We start from the raw sequence: 18,218 nt of genomic DNA, 5'->3' as shown, positions 1-18,218 counted from the left end.
TCTCTCGTCCGCGACCATACAGGCGGACGGCGGCTCACTGCGGCAGGAACGGGAAGTAGATCGGCCAGTCTTCGTCGCGCAGGCCCCGGCCATACTGGGAGATCATGATCGACTCGGCGCAGCGCACCCGGTTCCCGCGCTCCTGGCCATAACACTTCACCAGGGCCTCGCGGCAGGCGTCAGCCACCTCCGCGTAGCGCTCGTACAGCCGGTCGGCCAGGTGCGCCCGCCGGCCGGCCGCATCCTCGGGGTAGCCCTCAAGCCCGATGCTCTCGTACACCAGCCACTCGTGCACCTGCGAGACATGGCAGCCGACCATGTCAATCTTGCGCTCCATGACGGCATCAATGTCCACCGCCACGGTCGCGCGATAGGGTGTCGGGTCGGTGAAGGCATCGAACAGGTAGCCTACCACCGGCGAGCGTTCCAGCGGCGGGGTAAGCGGGCAGACGTTGGGCACGGTGACGGTGTAGGCCGCGTCCTGCACCAGCACCCCCACGGCGCGGTGATCCGAGTGGTAGTCGTTCGCGCGGTGGCACAGCACCAGGTCGGCCCGGGCCTCGCGCATGAGCCGGATCACGAGCTTGCGGTTCTCGACCGTGGGCTCCAGCTCGCAGTCGTGAATGTCCATGGTGTCGTAGCGCACATCGGCGATCCGCGCCGCCGCCTGGGCCTCGGCATAGCGCCGCCGCGCCAGCGGCCCGCCGCCCTCGCAGTAGTGCCCCGCGTCGCCGTTGGCCATGGACACGAACCGCACCTGGTGCCCCAGCGCGCGGTACAGCATCGCCGTCCCACCAAACCGCAGGTCGCAGTCATCGGGATGTGCGCCAATGACCAGAATGCTCAGCTTGCCGTCATCTGTCATCAGGGAGACTCCTGTAGGGTCTGGCGTCCGCGTCAGTTCACCTGCGGCGGCCCAGTATCGGCTTGGCGGTGCCCTTGACGACTCCGACTCTGAAGGCTCGGGGCACTAGCCCATGCCCCCGATGCTGCGCCCGCCGTCTATCGTGTAGTTCTGCCCGGTGATGAAGGCCGCCTTGTCGGAGCACAGGTACAGGATCAGGTCCACGATCTCGGCCGGCTCGGCGGCGCGGCCCAGGCGGGTCTTCATGTTGGCCATCGCCGGGCGCGTGAGCACCGGCCCGGGCGACACGCAGCACGAACGGACGCCATGCGGCGCCCCCAGGAGCGCCAGCGACCGCGTGAGCCCCATGAGGCCGGCCTTAGAGGCCCCGTATTCGGCCGCGCCCGAACCAGTCACGCCCTCCACCGAGCCCATGTTGATGATGACGCCCTTGCGCCGCTCGATCATGTGGCCGAGGACCGCGCGGGCGAAGTAGATCGGGGCGCGGAAGTTGACGTCTATGCCCCAGTCAATGATCTCGATGTCCAGGTCGGTGAAGCCCTCCGAGCGCCCCCACACCCGCGCCGAGGCTCCCCCGGCGCAGTTGATGAGCAACTCGACGCTGCCGTAGGTGTCAAGCGCCAGGGCCACGGCGGCCTGGACCTGGCTGTAGTCGCGCACATCGGTGACCGAGGCGATGGCCGTGCCGCCCCGTTCACGGATGCCGGCGACGACGGTCTCGGCCGCCTCGGGGTTCACCTCCACCACGACGACATTCGCGCCTTCCTCCGCCAGCCGCTCGGAGGTGAGCCGTCCCATGCCGGAGCCCGCTCCCGTCACAATGGCCGTCTGGTTCTGGAACTCCATGCCAGGCACCGCCTGTTCTGCTGATGCTGAGATTCTGTCTAGGCGCCGCGCTACGGGCGCTTGGTGCTATACTACGCGAGCGCACCGGCAACTGGCGCCGGGCGTACACGTACCACAGGAGAGCATCTCCCATGAAGCCCACGTTTGTGCCGATGTCCTGCGCGCAGGCCATCGGCCCGGCGCTCGGCTCGTGCATGGCCCTGTGCGTGCCGACCTGCAGCGCCCACAGCCACCGCAAGCAGCCGCTGCTAAGGGCGGAGAGGGCCGTCCTGGACAACCTGGACTGGGGTCTCGCTCGTAACGTATTCCTCGGCACGCGCTACAGCCCTGCCGTCGAGGAGTGAAGCCCGGTGCCCAAGATCATCTGGCCGGAGCAGCCGCTGCGAATCCGCGAGGCCTGTGACCGCCACGGCGTACCCCTGCCCGCAGACGTGGCGCCGCTGCTGGCTCTGCGCACGCCTCCGCCGATGACTGCGCCGGTCGCGAAGGCCTTCCTGCGCTGCACCTATGCGGCCCGCGACCTGGAGCGCGCCGAACGCGACTTGAGGGGCGGCGGCCCGCAGACCGAGGCCTTCGCCGCGCGCACGCTCGCCCGGCGCGTGGCCGCACTGCGACGCCGCCTGACAGCCCTGTCGTCCGAGCTGGCGCGCAGCCCGTGACTGGCGCCGCTGTCCTGCGGCCTCATAGTGCGAGGCGCCGCCGCGGAGGACACTCCGCCGGGCCGCCCTCCTCACGCCTCGGCGTATGTCACCTCCACCACCGCGCCGGCCGGCAGGTCAGCCAACGTCACGTAACGGCTCTCGGCCACCAACTCGCTGCCGGCCTCAACCGGCGCGCCGTTGAGCGTGACGCGGCTCGCGTCCGTGCCGGGGGGGAGCAGCAGCCGCAGGTCGGCGCGGTCGTGGCCCGATAGCAGCGTGAAGGTCAGGCGCCGCTGCGCCTCGTCATGGGCGAAGTGGTATTCCACGTACGCTCCCGACACGGCGTACTCCAGCCGGACATGGGCCTGCGGCTCCCCGGCGGCGACCCAGCGCGGCGATAGGACGACGTGCCGGAACAGTGCGCCCTGGTCCCGCACGCCGGCCAGGCCGACGGCCAGCGCGTTCATCAACTCGGCCCCACACCAGCAGCGCGGCCCGCCGCCGATGTCCTGCCCGGCGTAGCTGTACAGGAACGCCACCTTGCCCTCGCGGCTCATCTTCCGGCCCATGCGGAACAGGATGTCCGCGCCATAGGCCTCTTCGCCGAACTCGAACGCGCCGAGCGCCAACTGCCCGGCCACGAACGGCGCGATGGCGCCGTTGACGTACTCACCCGCGTTCCGCTCGTGGAAGCGCGGGTACGGTGGCTCCAGGTTGCGGAAGTCGTCCAGCTCTCCGCCGAACTTGTCGCGCATCCCGCGGTACTCGTGGATGATGGACCGGGCCATGTCGAAGCTGACGGTGCCCCGGTTGATGTCCGAGGCGTTCGACAGGCTGAGTTGCCACGTCTCATCTACCCCGTAGTCGGTGTCGTCAAGCCGGACGAAGTGCTTGTAGAACCGCCCGTTCCACAGGTGCCGGTTGATGCGCTCGCGCAGCGCCGCAGCCTCGGTCTCCCACCCGGCGGCTTCCGCTTCTTGTCCAAGCTGCCGGTACATCTTGGCCAGCAGCAGCTCGGCCTGGTACAGCCCCGTGTTGTCGCCGTGCATCAGGCCCATCGGGTCGTCGTCGTGGATCGCCCGGTCGGTGCTGGAGGAGGCGCGGTCGAGGAAGTCCCACGTGTCAATCGTCCGCGGCCGCTTGACGAGCTGGTAGGTCGGCTCCCAGCGCTTGGGGTCGCTGGTCAGATAGCGCAGGCCCTTCTCCAGCCGCGGCACGTTGCGCCGCAGGTATTCGTCATCCCCGGTCGCCTGCCAGATCATGTAGACGCCCTCGACCATCAGGTACTCGATGTCGGCTTCGAGTTCGAGCCGCGCGAGACCGAAGCCGTTCTCGGGGGTGCGCAGGCAGCAGGTGTCGGGGCCGTAGTCGCCGGAGTGTCCGTCGGTCAGCGGGGCGATGATCTCGTAGAAGAAGCCGGTCTCGGTCTGGGTCTCGAGCATCAGGTCCAGGAAGCTGGTCAGGTCGGGCTCGAAGTAGCGGAAGCCCTTCATCGTCAGCACATGATCGCGGACCCAGTGGGGGTTGGCGCGGATCAGCCGGTCGCCATACATGAAGACGCGGTTGTTGCTCGCGATGGCCGCGCGGCACATTGAGAGCAGCAGGGAGAGCGGATAGTCGTGGCAGGCCGAAGTCGCGTTGCGGACGTTGCCGGTAGCGATGAAGCTGCCGCGCAGTTGGCTGGTCATGGTGCTTCTCCGAGTGGGTGCTCCAGCGTTGCGTCTACGAGTTCAGCGCAATGACCCAGTAGCGCGGGCGGCCCGCCCGCGCCAGGCAGGCGAGCCGCCTGCCCTACTGGCTCGCCAACGCCCCCGCGGGCGCGGCACTAACGCAGCGGCCCGAGCGTGCGACCGCCGTCAATCATGTAGTTGGCGCCAGTGATGTAGTTGGCCTCGTCGGACGCGAGGAAGGCAGCGAGGGCCGCGACCTCCTCGGGCCACCCGCCGCGCCGCAGCCACGTGCCGTGCGTCCAGTCCCGCTCGCCATAGCACATGATCGCCCCGGGCGACAGGCAGTTGACGTTGATGCCGTACTCGCCGACCTCCATCGCCAGCGACTTGGTGAAGGCGATGATCGCGCCCTTCGCCGCGGCGTAGTCGGTCCAGTTCAGCAGCCCGCCGACGCCGGCGATGGAGCCGAAGTTGATGATCTTGCCCGCCCGCCGCTCGACCATGTGGTTCAGCACGGCCTGGGTGCAGATCATCGTGCCGTGGAGGTTCAGGTCAATGACCCACTTCCAGGTCTCTTCGGCGGCGTCCTTGAACGCACTGTTCTTGCCCAGCAGCGCCGCGCCGCCGCCGGCGTTGTTGACCAGAATGTCAATCTGCCCGAACTCGTCGAGTGTGGCGGCGACCATCGCGCGGACCTGGTCGCTCTGGGTGACGTCCGCCACGGCCGCCCGAGCCCGGCCACCGGCGGCCGCGATCTCATCGGCCACGGCCTGGGCATCATCGAGCTTGATGTCGTCCACGACGACCGCCGCCCCGTCCGCGGCGAAGCGTCGGGCGATGGCTCGGCCGATGCCCTGCCCGGCGCCGGTGACGATTGCGACCTTGCCCTGCAAGTCCATCGTGTCACTCCTCGCGTGCCGACTACCTAGCCGCTGGTCAGCACGACCTTGCCCAGGTTCTCGCGTCGCTGCAGGATGGCGTGGGCCTCTGCGGCCTGCGTCATGGGCAGCGTGGCGTGGATGATCGGCTTGATTGTGCCGGCGCTGAACGCGGGCCACAGCACGCGCTCCAGCCCGGCCAGAATCTCGGCCTTCATCTCGGGCGTGCGGCTGCGGAGGGTGCTGCCGATCAGTCGGAGGCCCCGCCGGAAGAACACGTTCGCATCCAACTCGGTCTTCGGGCCGCCAAGCGTCGCAATCACGATCCAGCGACCGCCGAGGGCCATCTTCTCCACGCAGCGCCCCAGGTCCGGGCCGCCGATGCAGTCGAGCGCGATGTCCACCGGGTGCGCTTCCATGGCCGCCGCGAGGTCGTCGGTGGTGCGGTTGACGACGGTGTCCGCGCCGAGGGCGCGCACGAACGCCGCCTTCTCCTCGGTGCTCACGGTCGTCATCACCGTGCCCCCGAGCGCCTTCACCAGTTGGATGGCCGCCATGCCCAGGCCGCTGGCCCCGGCCTGGATGAGCACCGTGTCCCCGGCCTGCAGGCCTCCCTCGATGCACAGGTTCAGATACGAGGTGGCGAAGGCCTCGGGGATCGCGGCGGCCTGCACCATCGTGAGGCCTTCCGGGATCGGCAGGACCATCCCCGCCGGCGCGGCTACCCGTTCGGCATAGCCGCCCCCGCCCAGCAGCGCGCAGACCTCGTCGCCGGCGCGGAACCGGCCGCCCGTCGGGGCGTGGCTGATGACGCCCGCGACCTCCAGGCCCATCCATTCCGGCCAGCCCGGCGGCGGCGGGTAGTTGCCCGCCCGCTGCATCAGGTCGGCGCGATTGAGCGCCGCGGCGTGGACATCAATGACGACGTCCCCAGGCCCGGGCGTCGGGTCGGGGACTTCGCTCCAGACAAGCGACTGGTCGGCTGCGATCAGGACTGCATGCATCGTTGGCTCCAGGTGAGTCTGTGTTCAGCGGCGCCGCTTCAGATCCGGGCGCTACTCGCCCCACCGCATGTAGCCCGCGGCGGCGAGGACGACCTCCTCGACCAGCAGCTCGTGGTCGTACGGATACGGGTTCTCGATCTCACCGTTGATGATGCGCGCGAGCTCGATCAGTTGGTCGTCATAGCGGTTGTTCATCACGCCGGCATCCACCATGTGGGTGCCGGCCGCATACTCCGCGTTTGCCTCCTGCAGCGTCAGCCGCACCTGGAGCGGGTCCGCGTAGCCGTTCCACGGGCGCTCCAGCGGGTAGACCTCGGCGGTGCCCTTCGTCCCGCACACGATCAGCCGGCGGTGCCTCATGCCGTCTACTTCGACAATCGCCGCTCGGATCGTGACCGTGGCGCGTGGGTATTCGAGCACGGCGAGCCCGTTGTCCGTGAGCCCGTCCTCGCGGGTGGCCCGCTGGAAGGAGACGACGTTGTCGGGCCGCCCGAGCATGGCGACGACCAGGTCAATCAGGTGGCTGCCGAAGTTGAACATCGCCCCGCCCGGGAAGCGCAGGAGAAAGCGCCGATAGGTGTCATCATCCCACCGGCTCATCACCGTGTGGACTTCGAAGATGTCGCCCAGCCAGCCCTCGCGCACGGCGCGGAAGCACAGCCCGATCGCCGGGTTGACGCGGTACATGTAGCCGAGCTGGAGGGCCACGCTGCGCTCGCGGCAGCCGTCCACCAGGCGGCGGAAGGGCTCCATGGCCTCGCCGCCGGGCTTGTCCAGGTGCATGTGCAGCCCGCGCTCCATGCAGCGCGTCGCCGTGGCCACGAGGTCCTTCATGTCCGTCTCGACCGCGATGGCCTGCAGGTCGGGGACGCTGAACAGCTCCTCCTCGGTCATGCGCGGGACGCCGTCATAGATCCCATGTGCGGCCTCGGCGGCGCCTTCCTCGACGACGAGGCCGACGACCTCGTAATGGTCCGTCAGCCGCCTGAGTGCATCCATCTTGCCCGAGGCGTGTTCGTGCCGAACGCCAATCTGCCCGATCTTGATCTTGCTCATCGTAGCTCCTGCCAATCAAAGACAATGCCCAGCGGTGGGTGCGGGTCCTCGGCCAGGCGGCTGTAGATTGCCGGCGCGCGCTCGGGTGAGACGATCTCGGAGATGATCGGCTGCGCCTGCATCCGCCCGGCGGCCAGGTACGCCAGCAGCGCGCGATAGTCATCGCGCGCCGTCCAGTAGCCCGGATAGGAGTCCACCTGCGGCCGCACCATCGTGTGGGCCCCGATCAGCGACACGCCGCGCCGGTGGACGTACTGGTAGAAGTCAATGTTGGCGTCGGGAATGCGCGTGCAGCCCAGTAAGCTCACGCGGCCCTGCCAGGCCACGTATGTCAGCGCCTGCTGCAGCGCGGCGGCCACACCGGTGACCTCGACCACCGCGTTGGGGCCCTGGCCGTAGGTCAGCTCCTTGATCTTCTCAGCCAGGTTCGCCTCGTCGGGCGCGAAGGCATAATCGGCGCCCAGCCGCAGGGCCAGGTCGCGGCGGCGCGGGTCGAAGTCGGTCACGATCAGGGGCACGGCCCCGGCGATCCGCGCCGACTGGGTGGCGAACATGCCCAGCAGCCCCAGCCCGATAACCATGGCCGACTCGCCCAGTTCGAGCTTGATCTTCCGCACGCCCTGCAGGCCCATCGCGGCGATGGGGACGAAGGCGGCGTCGAGCGACGCAACGCGCTCGTCGCGCACCACCGTCAGGTCGGCCGCCCGCTGCACCGTGTGGGAGCGGTGTCCCGAGGAGAACGTCAGCAGTACCCGGTCGCCGACCGCGACGCTCTCGACACCCTCCCCCGCCTCCGTCACGCGCCCGACGCCGCAGTAGCCCGGGTAGTAGGGGAAAGTGCCGGGCGTGTTGGGCAGGGCGATCAGATTGGCTCGCTCCGTGCCGGCACTGACGACGGTGTAGTCGGTCTCGACCAGCACCTGGCCGGCCCCGGGCGGCGGGACCTCGAACGGCTTCAGCACCGCCGTTCCGACTGATTCAACGACAACATAGTGGCCGGTCATGTGAACTCCTCCGGGTTCGTACCATCTGCACAATCAGCGTCTCGGGACCTCAGCGACCGCCGCACGGTTCACCAGGTCGGTGCTGATTTCCCCGCCGGGCGCGTGCGGCCTCCCCGCAGGGGCAGTGATCTGCGTCGGGTGCGGCGACCATGGAGTCAGCGCTGCGCCGAGGTAGCTAGGGGGCGGCACAAACGATAGGCGGGCGCTCCCGATGGGGGAAGCGCCCGCCCTGTGGCTCGCGGCGGAGGCTAGGTCTTGTCCCACAGGCAGTTGGCGTCGCCCTTGGGGAAGCCGATGAGGGGCATGGGCTTGTACCACTTGGCGTGGCCGTCGCAGAACGTCACGTTCAGACCATCGTTGTGGCGGATATGGATGCGTCGCGTACAGGTACCCTGACAACTGCCGGACGCCCAGGGCCCGGACCCCGGCCAGGTGATCTGCCAGTGGCAGTTGCCGTTCAGGACCCAGGTGCCCGGGTCCATGTCACTCGGGGTCGGGTAGACGAAGCGGCCCGCGTCGGCCACCAGGACCGTGGCCGCCGGCTGCAAGATGGTGCCGATGGCGGTGCTGCCGCTCAGCTCGTTGTTCCAGCCGTAGGCGTTGCTGCCCAGGTTGGCGCTGGGGCACGCCAGTATCTGTGTGTTCTTGATGTAGGGCTCAACGACCTGGTACCACGCCGGGCTGGGATTGCCGGTGCCGCCGACGTAGCCGATGATCCTCTCGTCATAGTCCTGCGCATACTGCATGATGGCTAGCCCGAGCTGCTTGAGGTTGCTCAGACAACTGGTCTGCCGCGCCTTCTCGCGGGCTTTGGCGAAGACGGGGAACAGGATCGCCGCCAGGATGGCGATGATCGCGATGACCACCAGCAACTCAATGAGGGTGAAGCCTCGTCGCATGTTGAAGCACACCTCCAGACGAATGAGTACTACTATCGTGTGTGTATTGTTCGCCGTTAGCCCGCGTTCCTCCCTCCTCTCGTGCGGCCTTTTTTGCTGCAGATTGTGAGGGGCGGACCGCTCCGCCCCCGGTCAAGGGCGCCGGGCAGGCGATTCCCCCACCAGGATGACACACATGGCTGTACTGTGGTATGTGACTGCTTGACTCTGGGTGGAGGGTGCTATAGACTCGTCAGGGAATGGTCCGGCTCTTCTTCTGACCTCGACGCTCACGTCACAGCACTGACTACCCGGCGGTCATCCGGAGACTGCCTCCCCGCGGCGCAGAGGGAGCCGGAGGGTTCGCCAGTTCTCCCGAGGCCGGGGGGCCGCGCGCGGCACCGCGCCGTGGCGTGCTTGCGGCGTGGGGCAGACCGCGTCAAGTACCCCACGAGGGATAGAGGTGAGACCAATGCGGCCGTGTGCGAGGTCAGCCAGATGGGCTCTCCTGCCTGTCTGCATGGTCGTCGGCGTGCTCGCGACCACCGGAGTCTGGGGGCAGGCCTATGTGAGTGTGACGTGTTGGCACGACCTGTTGGCCGTGGGCCAGGAGGTCCCCCTCATCGGCGACTTCAACGGTGACGGCGCCGATGACGTCGTGGTGTTCATCCGGGATACCAAGCCCGAGCCGGGGCGCGGTGACGTCGGGGTGGCCCTGTCGGACCGTCTCCGCTTCGGCCCGCTCAGCAAGTGGCACGAGTTCTTCTGCATCGGGAGCGAGGTGCCGCTGGTGGGGGACTTCAATGGCGACCGCCGGGACGACATCGCCCTGTTCGTGCGCGACACGCAGGGGGAGCCGGGGGCCGGGGATGTCTATGTGGCGCTAGCGAGCGGCAGTGGCTTCGGGCCGTCGTCGGTGTGGCACACGGACTTCTGCCGGGGCGGCGCCACACCGGCCGTGGGGGATGTCAACGGCGACGGCAAGGACGACATCATCGCCTTCTACATGAGCACCCGCACCGGGGAGGCCGAGGGTGACGTCTACCTGGCACTGGCCGAGACCGGCCGATTCAGCCCGGCGTACAAGGCGCACGAGTTCTTTGGCGTTGGGGCGGAGGTCCCGGTGGTGGGGGACTTCAACGGCGACCGCTGTGAGGACATCGCCACCTGTGCCATCGCCGCCGGCGGCGCCTGGAACGCGGGGCAAGTGTATGTGGCCCTCTCCCGCGGCACCAACAACTTCGGCTTTGGCGACTCCAGCCCCTGGCAGGCGCGCCTGTCCAGCGCCAACGAGGTCATCGAGCCGGGCGACCTCAACGGCGACGGCAAGTGCGACCTGTTCACCTTCAACCGCGCCAACGGCGAGGTGAAGTGCGCGGCGAGCAATGGCGCCGGCTTCGCGGACCCTCGCGTGGTCCAAACGAGCTTCTGTTCGGGGGAGCAGGTCCCCAGGGTCGGCGACTTCGACGGTGACGGGAAGGCGGACCTGGCGGCCTTCACGCGCGATACCGCACCCGAGCCCCGGCGCGGCGATGTGCGCGTGGCCCGCAGCCGCCCCATTGCGACCGTGGCCGGCCCCACCACCCCGACCAGTCCGGCCAGGACGTGGCGCTTTCACCTGATCCGGGTGATTGACGTCGTCAAGAACGAGACGACCAATGACGAGATCTACTTCATCCCCATCGCCTTCCGTTCGCGGTTCCAGACACCCAACAGCACGCGGGTGTGGTGGCCATCCGACGCGCTGTACCACACCCACTCACTGGGCCGGGGAGAAGAGGCGGTCATCAGTGCCGAGCAGGCGCTGACCACGTTCCCGAACGTCACGATCCTGTCGGATGCGGAACAGCGAGCGGGCGGGCACCCCGAGCTCCTGGGCGTGTGCATCACCTGCATCGAGAGAGATGACACCCCCTGGGGCGACGTGGTCGGTGAAGTCGAGGCGTGCGTCAACACCATGACCGTCCATCTCCGACGGGTCGTCGAGCAGTCGTCGGAGGCACAGCTAACGGCAGATGGGTTCTACAGCTTCATGGGGGGAGGCGTTCCGTTGGTCAACCGGATGGGGCACATGCACGACGACGATGACATCGTGGGGTCACAGTTCGTTGCCTTCGTCACGACGACTCCCGACTGCTACCAGCGGCTCTGGCCGGACATCGCCCACAGGCGGGCGTGGCCAACGCCCCAGCCTCACCTGTTCGAGCCGCTGCAGGAGACCAGGCGCAACTGGGACGATCCCATGCTGTTCCAGAACGTCGCCACGAGGGAGGGTAGCTGCAAGTCCGTCTGGACCATGCTGCCGGCGCCGTGAGCGGGTGACCCACCCCCGTCTCTGGTACCGGCACGTCCTCAGAAGGTCAACACGTAGGCGGTCTGCTGCGGGGCGGCCGGCCTGAGTTCGAACGTGCCGTCAGCCACCGTGTACGCGCTCGCCGCCAGCGGCTGGCCGTCGCAGGTGACGCTCCTGATCTCCCCCAGCCCCAACTCCCGCAGCTTCAGCCGCACGACGCGCGCGTGGGCCACCGTCAACTGGCACCGGGCCGGTGCGGCCGGCCTGTTGCGCGCGGCGGCGGTGGCCGGGGAGACGATCGCGTCGCACTGGGCGAGGGTCAGGGGCGCATCGGGTTCGACGTAGGCCCAGAAGTACCACTTGCCCTCATCGCTGACCAGATGCTGCTGCAGCGGCGGGGCCACCGGTCGGGTCTGCGCAGCGAGCCAGTCCAGCGCCCGACTGTTGAGCATCTGGTGCCCCCCGGACCAACTGTAGAACTCGACCCGGTGCTGCAGCGGCCGCAGGACCTCATAGGTCTTCCATGTCTGGCCATTGAAGATGAGCGAGTCCTTGTCGCCATGCCCGATGAAGACGTTGGTGTTGGCGGCGTTGGTGATGAACGTGCGCGGACTGCGGCGCAGGTACTCGAAGTCCACTTCGGGGCTCGCCCCTGGTTTGCCGCCGGTGACGGCCTCAATGTGGGGCGCATAGCCGTTGTCAGGCTGCTCGTGCCATTCGCGCAGGCTGGTGATGGGGCACCAGCTCGACACCCCGGCCCACAGGTCCGGGTACTTGCCGGCCATCAACAGCGACATGTGGCCGCCGCCCGACCCCCCCATGGCGTAGATCCGTCGTGGGTCCACGTTGTACTTCCCCTGCATGTAGCGCACCGCGTCCACGATGTCATGTTGCGCCAGCAGCGAGCCGCCGGCTTCGCGCGCGGCCGGGTTGCCGGTGGTGTTGGGCCCGCGGAAGTGCGGTAGCACGAGCAGCCAGTTGCGCTCGGCGCAGGCCGTCCCCAGCGGCTTGGCATAGAGCATGTAGGTCGCCGACCAGGTATGCACTCCGACGAGCAGCGGGGTGGGCTGGGCGGGGTCGTACTTGTCAGGCACGCCCACGATCACCGGCTGCTCCTTGCCATCCACGGACGAGGGCACGCGCAAGTCCTGCAACGTGATGCCCGGGACGGTGGGCACGGGTTCGTCGGCCGCCAGCGCCGCCGACATGACCACACAGGCAAGCAGCACGGCACAGGAACGGGGCCTCATCAGGGCTACCTCGCGAACTCCACGGCGGCGTAACATCCCCAGTCGTCAGGCAGACTCAGCCAGCCGTCGCCATCCGGCCGCAGCTCTACGGCGGCGGAGCAGAAGGGCGAATGCAGCAGCGCCACGCCTGAAGCCAGCCACGGCGCCACGCGCAAGCGCGCGCCCGCCGGAGCCCCCGCGCCATAGTGCACCACGTGTGCCACGACACCACCCGCGGTGTGGTAGAGGTCCACATAGGCTTCTGCCGGAGGCGCTAGCTCGACCGCCAGACCCTCAGCCGCGAGTTTGCGGACCGTCTCGCGCATGCGCTCGGCCTGCTCAGGCAGGACGGGCCTCATCCAGCCCCCGGCCTCGTGTTCGGGCTGGGGAGTGGCGCCGGGGCAGACGGCGAAGGCTCGGACCCGTGGGTGATCGGCCAGATCGGTCAGCGGCGACTGCTCGCGCTGCCGGAAGTCCTCGTCACAGTCGGCGGTGGCGCCCGTCAGCACGAGCTTGACGCCACGCGCGACGGCGGCGCGCAGCGCCGCGCACTCCGCGTCGCTCAGGCACGTCTGGTTGGCCACCACCAGCACGTCGCGCGCCCCCAACTCCGGCAGGTGGTGCTCCTTGGCCATGCGGAAGCCGATCCGGCCCAGCAGCGCCTGCTCCCACCCCAGGATGCTGTTGTAGGCGTGGGCGTGGTCGAAGCAGAGCGCATCGAGGCCGTGGTAGACCCACACGTTGGCCGCTGGCGCAGCCCCCGCATAGAGTGCCTCGTGGTCGCGCCCGAAGCCCATGAACCGGCGCAGGGCCTGGTGGAACTCGGGCAACTCGAAGAAGGCGGAGCCGTCGCGCCTATCCCCGGAGCGCAGGGCCCAGGTGGCGGTGAGCACATGCCCCCCGCAGGCCAGGCATTCGGCCATGTCCAGCTCCACCGGCCGCGCCTCAGACGGCAGGCGCGTGCCGCCGCCGGCCTGCCGCAGCCAGTCGGTCGAGAGCACGAGCCGTCCGATGGCGGTGCCCTCCTGCAAGTGGCGGGCCTTGGTGATGAGTTGCCCGTCGAGCACCTGCGGCATGTCGTGGCTCTCGGCGACCGCCAGGTCCAGGGTGTCGCCGCAGTCGGGCAGCAGTCGCGTGCGTGTCCGCTTGTGCAGCGCCGGCGAGTCCTCGTATGTGACCAACGCCGCCTCGGGGTTCAGCCCATGGACGTACTCCCGCAACTCGCGCAGACGGTCGCCCATCAATTGCATGCGGAAGCGCACCCACTCCTGCCAGAGCGGATCCTTGGCGCCCCAGACCGGCGGGATGCGCACGTGGCGGAAATGGGGCAGGCCGAAGCGCTCCAGGGGTTCGGGGTGGCGCTCCGTCAGGTACTGGCGGAAGAGCCGCTGGCAGTTGTCGCAGTGGCAGTCGTAGGCGGTGCCGTCGAACTCGACCCCGTCGAGGCCATGGGTCACGACACAGGAGGTCATGACGCGCTTGAGGTAGGCGATGAAGTCGTCGTGGCTGGGGCAGGCCATCCAGCGCCAGGGCGCCCCGCCGTAGGTGCGCAGGCTCCCGTCGGGCGCGCGCTGGATCCAGTCCCGCAGGTGCGGCACCTCGTCCAACATCGTCTCATAGATGACGGAACTGAACTGATGGTAGCCCAGGACCCGGAGGCCGCGCCGGTGGGCCCGCCGGGTGAAGTCGGCGGCGCGGGCCATCTCGGCCGCTTCCGCCTGCAAGCCGAAGCCCTTGTAGTAGTGGGTCGTCAGCAGGTTGACGCCCGCCTCGGCCAACTGGTCGAGGATCTCGTCGCTGTGCATGCGCTCATACCAGCGGCGCACCCAGTGGCCGGTGGCGCGGCCGTCACCAATGCCGGCCCCATAGCCCCCGCGCATGTACAGCTCAATCGGCTCCCACAGAGCCCAGACCCAGCGCAACCGGCCGGGGGCGATCCACGAGGGGGTCGTCACGATGCGTTCACCTGCCAACGGAATGGCGCGGCGCCCTAGCGCTGCAGCGCCGGTGTGGGCTTCACGTACGCAGCGCTGTAGGGGGCGGCGTTGCGGACGGGCTCGCCCAGCCAGTAGCGGGCGATGCTGCCATCACCCAGGCTGCAGCCCAGCGACCAGGTCGGGAAGGTGTTGTTGTCCATGTCGTGCACGCCCTGCAGCACGTACTGCCCCTGCCCGTCCACGGTTACGTTGAGCAGGTCGGACTGCGGCTTCCAGATCCGCGCGAACAGCCGGTACGTGCCGTCGGCCGGGACGCTGAAGGTGCGCTCCAGAGTGCTGCCGCTGTCACCCTTCGTCGCGCGCACGCAGACGCCTCCGCTGGCGAAGGCATCCTTGACGAGGACGAAGTCCGGCGGCAGCGGGCCGGTCTCCGCCTCGATCATGACCGCCTCCGGCCCGGGCTGGGCCATGAGCGTCGGGAAGAACCCCCCGGCCTTCGCCACGCAGAGCTGGTCGAGGAAGATGCGATCGTAGCGCGGGCGCAGGCCGAGAACGTGGGTGCCGGCCTTCAGGTCCACATCCACCTGCGCCAGCGTCCAGCGCCAGTAGTCGTCCAGAGAGACCACCAGCGTGTACAGGCCGGTCTGCCCATCGGCAGGCACGGCAAAGTGGAACTTGTTCATCCCGCCGGTATGGACCGGCTGCTCGCCGACGGCCTTGCCATCGGGCGCATGCAGCGTCGCCCGGCCACGGCAGTCATCGGTGTACTTGCGCAGGGAGCTTTTGAACAGGACGACCTCGAAGGCCTGGTCTTGCGCTTCATTGACCTGGAAGACGATCGTGGGACGGTCGTACTGCGGCAGCTTGTCCGCGCCTTCGAGCCACGGCGTCATGGTCACGGAGGGCAGGCTGTCGCGGACGCGCGGCTCGGCGATGCCGGCCTCCTGCATCCCGCGCACCAGGTCGGCCGAGCCGCTCAGCAGCGTCGGGTCGCTGAGGCCGAACACCAACTGCCAGTTCAGATCGTCGCCGGCCAGCTTCAGGAAGCGCCGGTCGCCTGTCAGCCACGTCGCCTGCGCCGGCTCATTGTAGAACAGGCAGCTCCGGTCGTTCGGGAAGTTGCCCAGCAGCATCCCCGGCGCCTTCGGCCACTCGCCGTTGACGGTGTCGTCGGGGCGTTCGCGCAGGTGCAGGAAGCCATCAAGTAGTTGCAGGTACAGCTCCCGGACCTCGGGGTCGCCGGTGCTGTCGTAGTACATCCGCAGCGCCTTCATCCCGGTGGCGTACATGTAAGGCCAGAGCGTCACGAGGTGATCGCGCTGGTACTCGTGTACCCGCACATCCTCCAGCGCCGCCCCCAGCCACTGCACGTCGCCCGTCACCTGGTAGGCCTGCACCAGGTCCATGCACTTCCAGCCGATCTGCCGCCAGTAGTGGATGTACGGCTGCAGCGGGAAGGGATAGGTCGCGTAGTAACGGCCGACCAGCGGAGCGGTCTCCAGGATCCGGCGCGAACCGGTGAAGCACGCGTACTGGATGACGCCGTTGTACCAGGAGTGCCCGTTGATGCCGTCGCGCACGGCCTCGAGCGAGGTACGGCTGTGCGGGCCGTGCGCATACAGCAGGCCGGCGTTGGCCCCGGCATGGCACAGGTCAATGTCGGTGTAGTGGTTGATCATCGCGTCCGCGAAGTCGAAGCAGTCGCGGCGGCCGGTGCGGAAGAACTGCACCATGGCGCCCTCGTCCAGCGCCGTCTCCATGTTCAGACCGCCCGAGGAGTATACGGCGTCACCGTAGTTGAGCATCCCACCCCAGCCGGGCTTCAGTTGCGCGTCACGGGTGCGCTTGGCCCAGTCGGCGAGGGCGCGATCCATGCACTGCTCGTAGGCCGGGAACTGCCCCTCGCGTCGGGGCGCCGGGCGGGCGTTCAGGGCGCCGCTGGCGCACGTCCACTCCGCCGGCGCGAGCAGCAGCGGCCGCTGCGCAAACACCTCCGCGGCCGCCGGGTCGTTGAAGCTGAGGAGCACATGACTCGTCTTGGCCATGCCGATGTAGAACGGCATGGCCGCGCCCACCAGCCCGATCTCCAGACCAGCGGGGGCAACACGCAGGCTGCGCGGGGCGTTCTGCCAGAAGTCCCGCACCGTCACACACAGGTCGTCGCACACGAACCGCCCCTCGGCCTGCGTGCCCGCGGCCAGCTTCTGCGCCCCCTGCGTCACCTGATAGGGAAAGTCGTTGTTGGCCTTGGGGTTGCTCGTCAGGGCCGCAGCCAACTCCACCGGCCCGCCCGCCAGCGTGCCCGCGACGGGCTTCTCGCCTACCTGCAGCGCATAGCGGGTTAGCGGGGTCTGCAGGCGGAGGGCGACCTGCGACAGCTCCACCTTCGGCTTGCCCTCGTTCTGGATGAAGCTGTGCTCGATCTCGACGCTGTCGGCGCCGGCATAGGCGTACACGCGCACGACGTAGTCGAGGAGCTTCTGCCCGGCCGGGCTGCGGTGCTGGCCGGCGATGCGGATGGCCGCCCGTACCGGGCCCGCCTCCTCGACCTGGACCTGCGGGGCGACCCCGGCGGAGGTGAAGTCACGGTTGACCAGCGCGTCCACACGCTCGATTCGCCGACCGCCGCACTGCATGTCGGCCAGCAGGGCCGAGCCATCGCGCGGGACGCGGAAGGTGAGCTTGCCGGTGTCCACCGTGACGGCCTGCGGCGTGTCGGTCACGCGCACGGCCGGCGAGGCCGCGGCCGTGGTCACGGCCGGGCCATAGGTCAGCTCCAGTTGCTCCCCGGCAGCGGCCAGCGTGCTGATGAGCAGCGACTTGATGCTGCCGTCCGGCCAGCACATCAGGGCCTCGGCCTGGCACGGATGTCCGGCCAGACGGACCCGGGCGGGGTCGCGTAGCGCGCCCTGGGGGAAGGGCACCCCCTGAGTCAGGCCCCACACGCCCGGCGGCAGCGTCCCGCTCACCGTGAGCGTCACGGCGCCCGAGCCGGGCGGGCCGGCGGCCTGCAGCAGGGCGGCTTTGGCCTGTGCCGGGTCCATGAAGGCACGGGCCTGGGGCGGCTTGTAGAAGGGATCGAGGGTGAAGACGACGCGGTCTATCTGGATGTCATCGCCCACGGATGAAAGGCGGATGTCCTGCGGGCCCTGGCCGAGGATCAGCTCGGGCAGGATCGGCCGCAGCCAGTACCACTGGCCCCGGGTGTAGCAGTGGAAGTCGTAGGACTTGCCGCCCACCTGGAGCGTGAAGGCGTTGTTCCCGGCGCACTGCACCCGCGCCCAGACATAGTAGGGCCCCGTCTGCTTGAACTCAGCCCGCGCCTGCAGCGCCGGCCTGTTGCCCGCACTCAGCTCCACGTTGTCGGCCGGGTCCACAGGCACCAGGCTGACGTCATCCACGTACAGAGTGCGGCCCACGGTGATGCGCCAGTCGCCGGTGTTGGGGTTGGTGATCGCCACGCGTGCGCGGTTGGCCGCACCAGTGCTGAAGGTCATGCACACCGGGCTCCACGTCACACCGCGGAAGGCCACCTCCTGCGTATCCACCAACCCGGCGCCCTTGAGGAGTTGGACCTCCACGCCCGTGCCGTAGACGAACGAGTCGCGCTTCAGCCACACGGTCAGCGAGTAGCGCTTGCCGGGCTCGACGGCGACCTCCTGGCTCAGCACGCCCACCTTCGGCGTGGCCGTGGTGGAGCGCCAGGCGAGGCACTGCCGGCCCGCATGCGGGTCGGTTGCCGCGGCCCACACCTTCTGCTGACGGGCTTCAGCGTTGAGCGACCAGCCGGGAAGGCTCTCGGCTGCCGGGGCCTCGAAGTCCCCGTTCTGCAGCAGGTTTGCCGCCTGGAGGCTGGCGCCTCCGAGCAGTGTCATGACGACCACGAGCGAACAGACGCGCATGATGTCTCCCCTGTG

At 68.8% G+C, this 18,218-nt stretch carries 14 protein-coding genes; 3 read left to right on the top strand and 11 right to left on the bottom strand.

The genetic code is table 11. The features are described 5' to 3' along the window. Positions 1–34: 34 nt before the first annotated feature. Positions 35–865, bottom strand: coding sequence for a PIG-L family deacetylase (locus tag LLH23_05140; protein ID MCE5237858.1), 831 nt, complete (start codon positions 863–865; stop codon positions 35–37). Between the two features lie 105 nt (positions 866–970). Next, positions 971–1,711, bottom strand: coding sequence for an SDR family oxidoreductase (locus tag LLH23_05135; GenBank protein ID MCE5237857.1), 741 nt, complete (start codon positions 1,709–1,711; stop codon positions 971–973). Between the two features lie 131 nt (positions 1,712–1,842). Here LLH23_05135 and LLH23_05130 point away from each other — a divergent pair, with 131 nt between their 5' ends. Both LLH23_05130 and LLH23_05125 read left to right on the top strand, forming a co-directional pair. Then, positions 1,843–2,055 (top strand): hypothetical protein, encoded by a 213-nt coding sequence (locus tag LLH23_05130; protein MCE5237856.1) that lies wholly within the window; start codon positions 1,843–1,845, stop codon positions 2,053–2,055. Positions 2,056–2,061: 6 nt separating this feature from the next. Beyond that, positions 2,062–2,370: a hypothetical protein gene (locus LLH23_05125; protein MCE5237855.1), complete on the top strand. Its 309-nt coding sequence runs from the start codon at positions 2,062–2,064 to the stop codon at positions 2,368–2,370. A gap of 71 nt (positions 2,371–2,441) precedes the next feature. Here LLH23_05125 and LLH23_05120 read toward each other — a convergent pair whose 3' ends face one another. From LLH23_05120 to LLH23_05095, 6 genes are all read right to left on the bottom strand, one after another. Beyond that, positions 2,442–4,040: a hypothetical protein gene (locus LLH23_05120; protein ID MCE5237854.1), complete on the bottom strand. Its 1,599-nt coding sequence runs from the start codon at positions 4,038–4,040 to the stop codon at positions 2,442–2,444. A 137-nt stretch (positions 4,041–4,177) separates the two neighbouring features. Continuing rightward, positions 4,178–4,921: an SDR family oxidoreductase gene (locus tag LLH23_05115; GenBank protein MCE5237853.1), complete on the bottom strand. Its 744-nt coding sequence runs from the start codon at positions 4,919–4,921 to the stop codon at positions 4,178–4,180. A gap of 26 nt (positions 4,922–4,947) precedes the next feature. Then, complete coding sequence (locus LLH23_05110; protein ID MCE5237852.1) at positions 4,948–5,904, bottom strand: NAD(P)H-quinone oxidoreductase; 957 nt, start codon at positions 5,902–5,904, stop codon at positions 4,948–4,950. A 51-nt stretch (positions 5,905–5,955) separates the two neighbouring features. Beyond that, positions 5,956–6,960 carry a Gfo/Idh/MocA family oxidoreductase gene (locus LLH23_05105; GenBank protein ID MCE5237851.1) on the bottom strand — a complete coding sequence of 335 codons (1,005 nt, stop codon included), beginning with the start codon at positions 6,958–6,960 and terminating at the stop codon, positions 5,956–5,958. Beyond that, positions 6,957–7,964, bottom strand: coding sequence for a zinc-binding alcohol dehydrogenase (locus tag LLH23_05100; GenBank protein ID MCE5237850.1), 1,008 nt, complete (start codon positions 7,962–7,964; stop codon positions 6,957–6,959). The genes LLH23_05105 and LLH23_05100 overlap by 4 nt, the downstream gene beginning before the upstream one ends. A gap of 248 nt (positions 7,965–8,212) precedes the next feature. Continuing rightward, a complete protein-coding gene (locus tag LLH23_05095) occupies positions 8,213–8,863 on the bottom strand; it encodes a DUF1559 domain-containing protein (protein ID MCE5237849.1) in 651 nt (216 codons plus the stop codon). Between the two features lie 511 nt (positions 8,864–9,374). On the opposite strand from LLH23_05095, the gene LLH23_05090 reads away from it, so the two are divergent. Then, complete coding sequence (locus LLH23_05090) at positions 9,375–11,156, top strand: VCBS repeat-containing protein (protein MCE5237848.1); 1,782 nt, start codon at positions 9,375–9,377, stop codon at positions 11,154–11,156. Between the two features lie 38 nt (positions 11,157–11,194). On the opposite strand, the gene LLH23_05085 is transcribed toward LLH23_05090, so the two are convergent. Genes LLH23_05085 through LLH23_05075 form a run of 3 tightly spaced genes read right to left on the bottom strand, consistent with a single transcriptional unit; the run spans position 11,195 to position 18,203 of the window. After that, positions 11,195–12,385: a prolyl oligopeptidase family serine peptidase gene (locus tag LLH23_05085; GenBank protein MCE5237847.1), complete on the bottom strand. Its 1,191-nt coding sequence runs from the start codon at positions 12,383–12,385 to the stop codon at positions 11,195–11,197. A 5-nt stretch (positions 12,386–12,390) separates the two neighbouring features. Next, positions 12,391–14,319 (bottom strand): hypothetical protein, encoded by a 1,929-nt coding sequence (locus tag LLH23_05080; GenBank protein ID MCE5237846.1) that lies wholly within the window; start codon positions 14,317–14,319, stop codon positions 12,391–12,393. Between the two features lie 35 nt (positions 14,320–14,354). Next, positions 14,355–18,203 carry a hypothetical protein gene (locus LLH23_05075; GenBank protein MCE5237845.1) on the bottom strand — a complete coding sequence of 1,283 codons (3,849 nt, stop codon included), beginning with the start codon at positions 18,201–18,203 and terminating at the stop codon, positions 14,355–14,357. Positions 18,204–18,218: the final 15 nt, after the last annotated feature.

Source organism: bacterium, assembly GCA_021372615.1.
Taxonomy (GTDB): Bacteria; Armatimonadota; Zipacnadia; order Zipacnadales; family UBA11051; genus JAJFUB01.
This window is presented reverse-complemented; position numbering and strand designations above follow the sequence as displayed.

Coding starts and splice junctions, on each gene's coding strand:
- LLH23_05140 (MCE5237858.1), bottom strand. CDS start 865: ATGACAGATGACGGCAAGCTGAGCATTCTGGTCATTGGCGCACATCCC.
- LLH23_05135 (MCE5237857.1), bottom strand. CDS start 1,711: ATGGAGTTCCAGAACCAGACGGCCATTGTGACGGGAGCGGGCTCCGGC.
- LLH23_05130 (MCE5237856.1), top strand. CDS start 1,843: ATGAAGCCCACGTTTGTGCCGATGTCCTGCGCGCAGGCCATCGGCCCG.
- LLH23_05120 (MCE5237854.1), bottom strand. CDS start 4,040: ATGACCAGCCAACTGCGCGGCAGCTTCATCGCTACCGGCAACGTCCGC.
- LLH23_05115 (MCE5237853.1), bottom strand. CDS start 4,921: ATGGACTTGCAGGGCAAGGTCGCAATCGTCACCGGCGCCGGGCAGGGC.
- LLH23_05110 (MCE5237852.1), bottom strand. CDS start 5,904: ATGCATGCAGTCCTGATCGCAGCCGACCAGTCGCTTGTCTGGAGCGAA.
- LLH23_05105 (MCE5237851.1), bottom strand. CDS start 6,960: ATGAGCAAGATCAAGATCGGGCAGATTGGCGTTCGGCACGAACACGCC.
- LLH23_05100 (MCE5237850.1), bottom strand. CDS start 7,964: ATGACCGGCCACTATGTTGTCGTTGAATCAGTCGGAACGGCGGTGCTG.
- LLH23_05095 (MCE5237849.1), bottom strand. CDS start 8,863: ATGCGACGAGGCTTCACCCTCATTGAGTTGCTGGTGGTCATCGCGATC.
- LLH23_05085 (MCE5237847.1), bottom strand. CDS start 12,385: ATGAGGCCCCGTTCCTGTGCCGTGCTGCTTGCCTGTGTGGTCATGTCG.
- LLH23_05075 (MCE5237845.1), bottom strand. CDS start 18,203: ATGCGCGTCTGTTCGCTCGTGGTCGTCATGACACTGCTCGGAGGCGCC.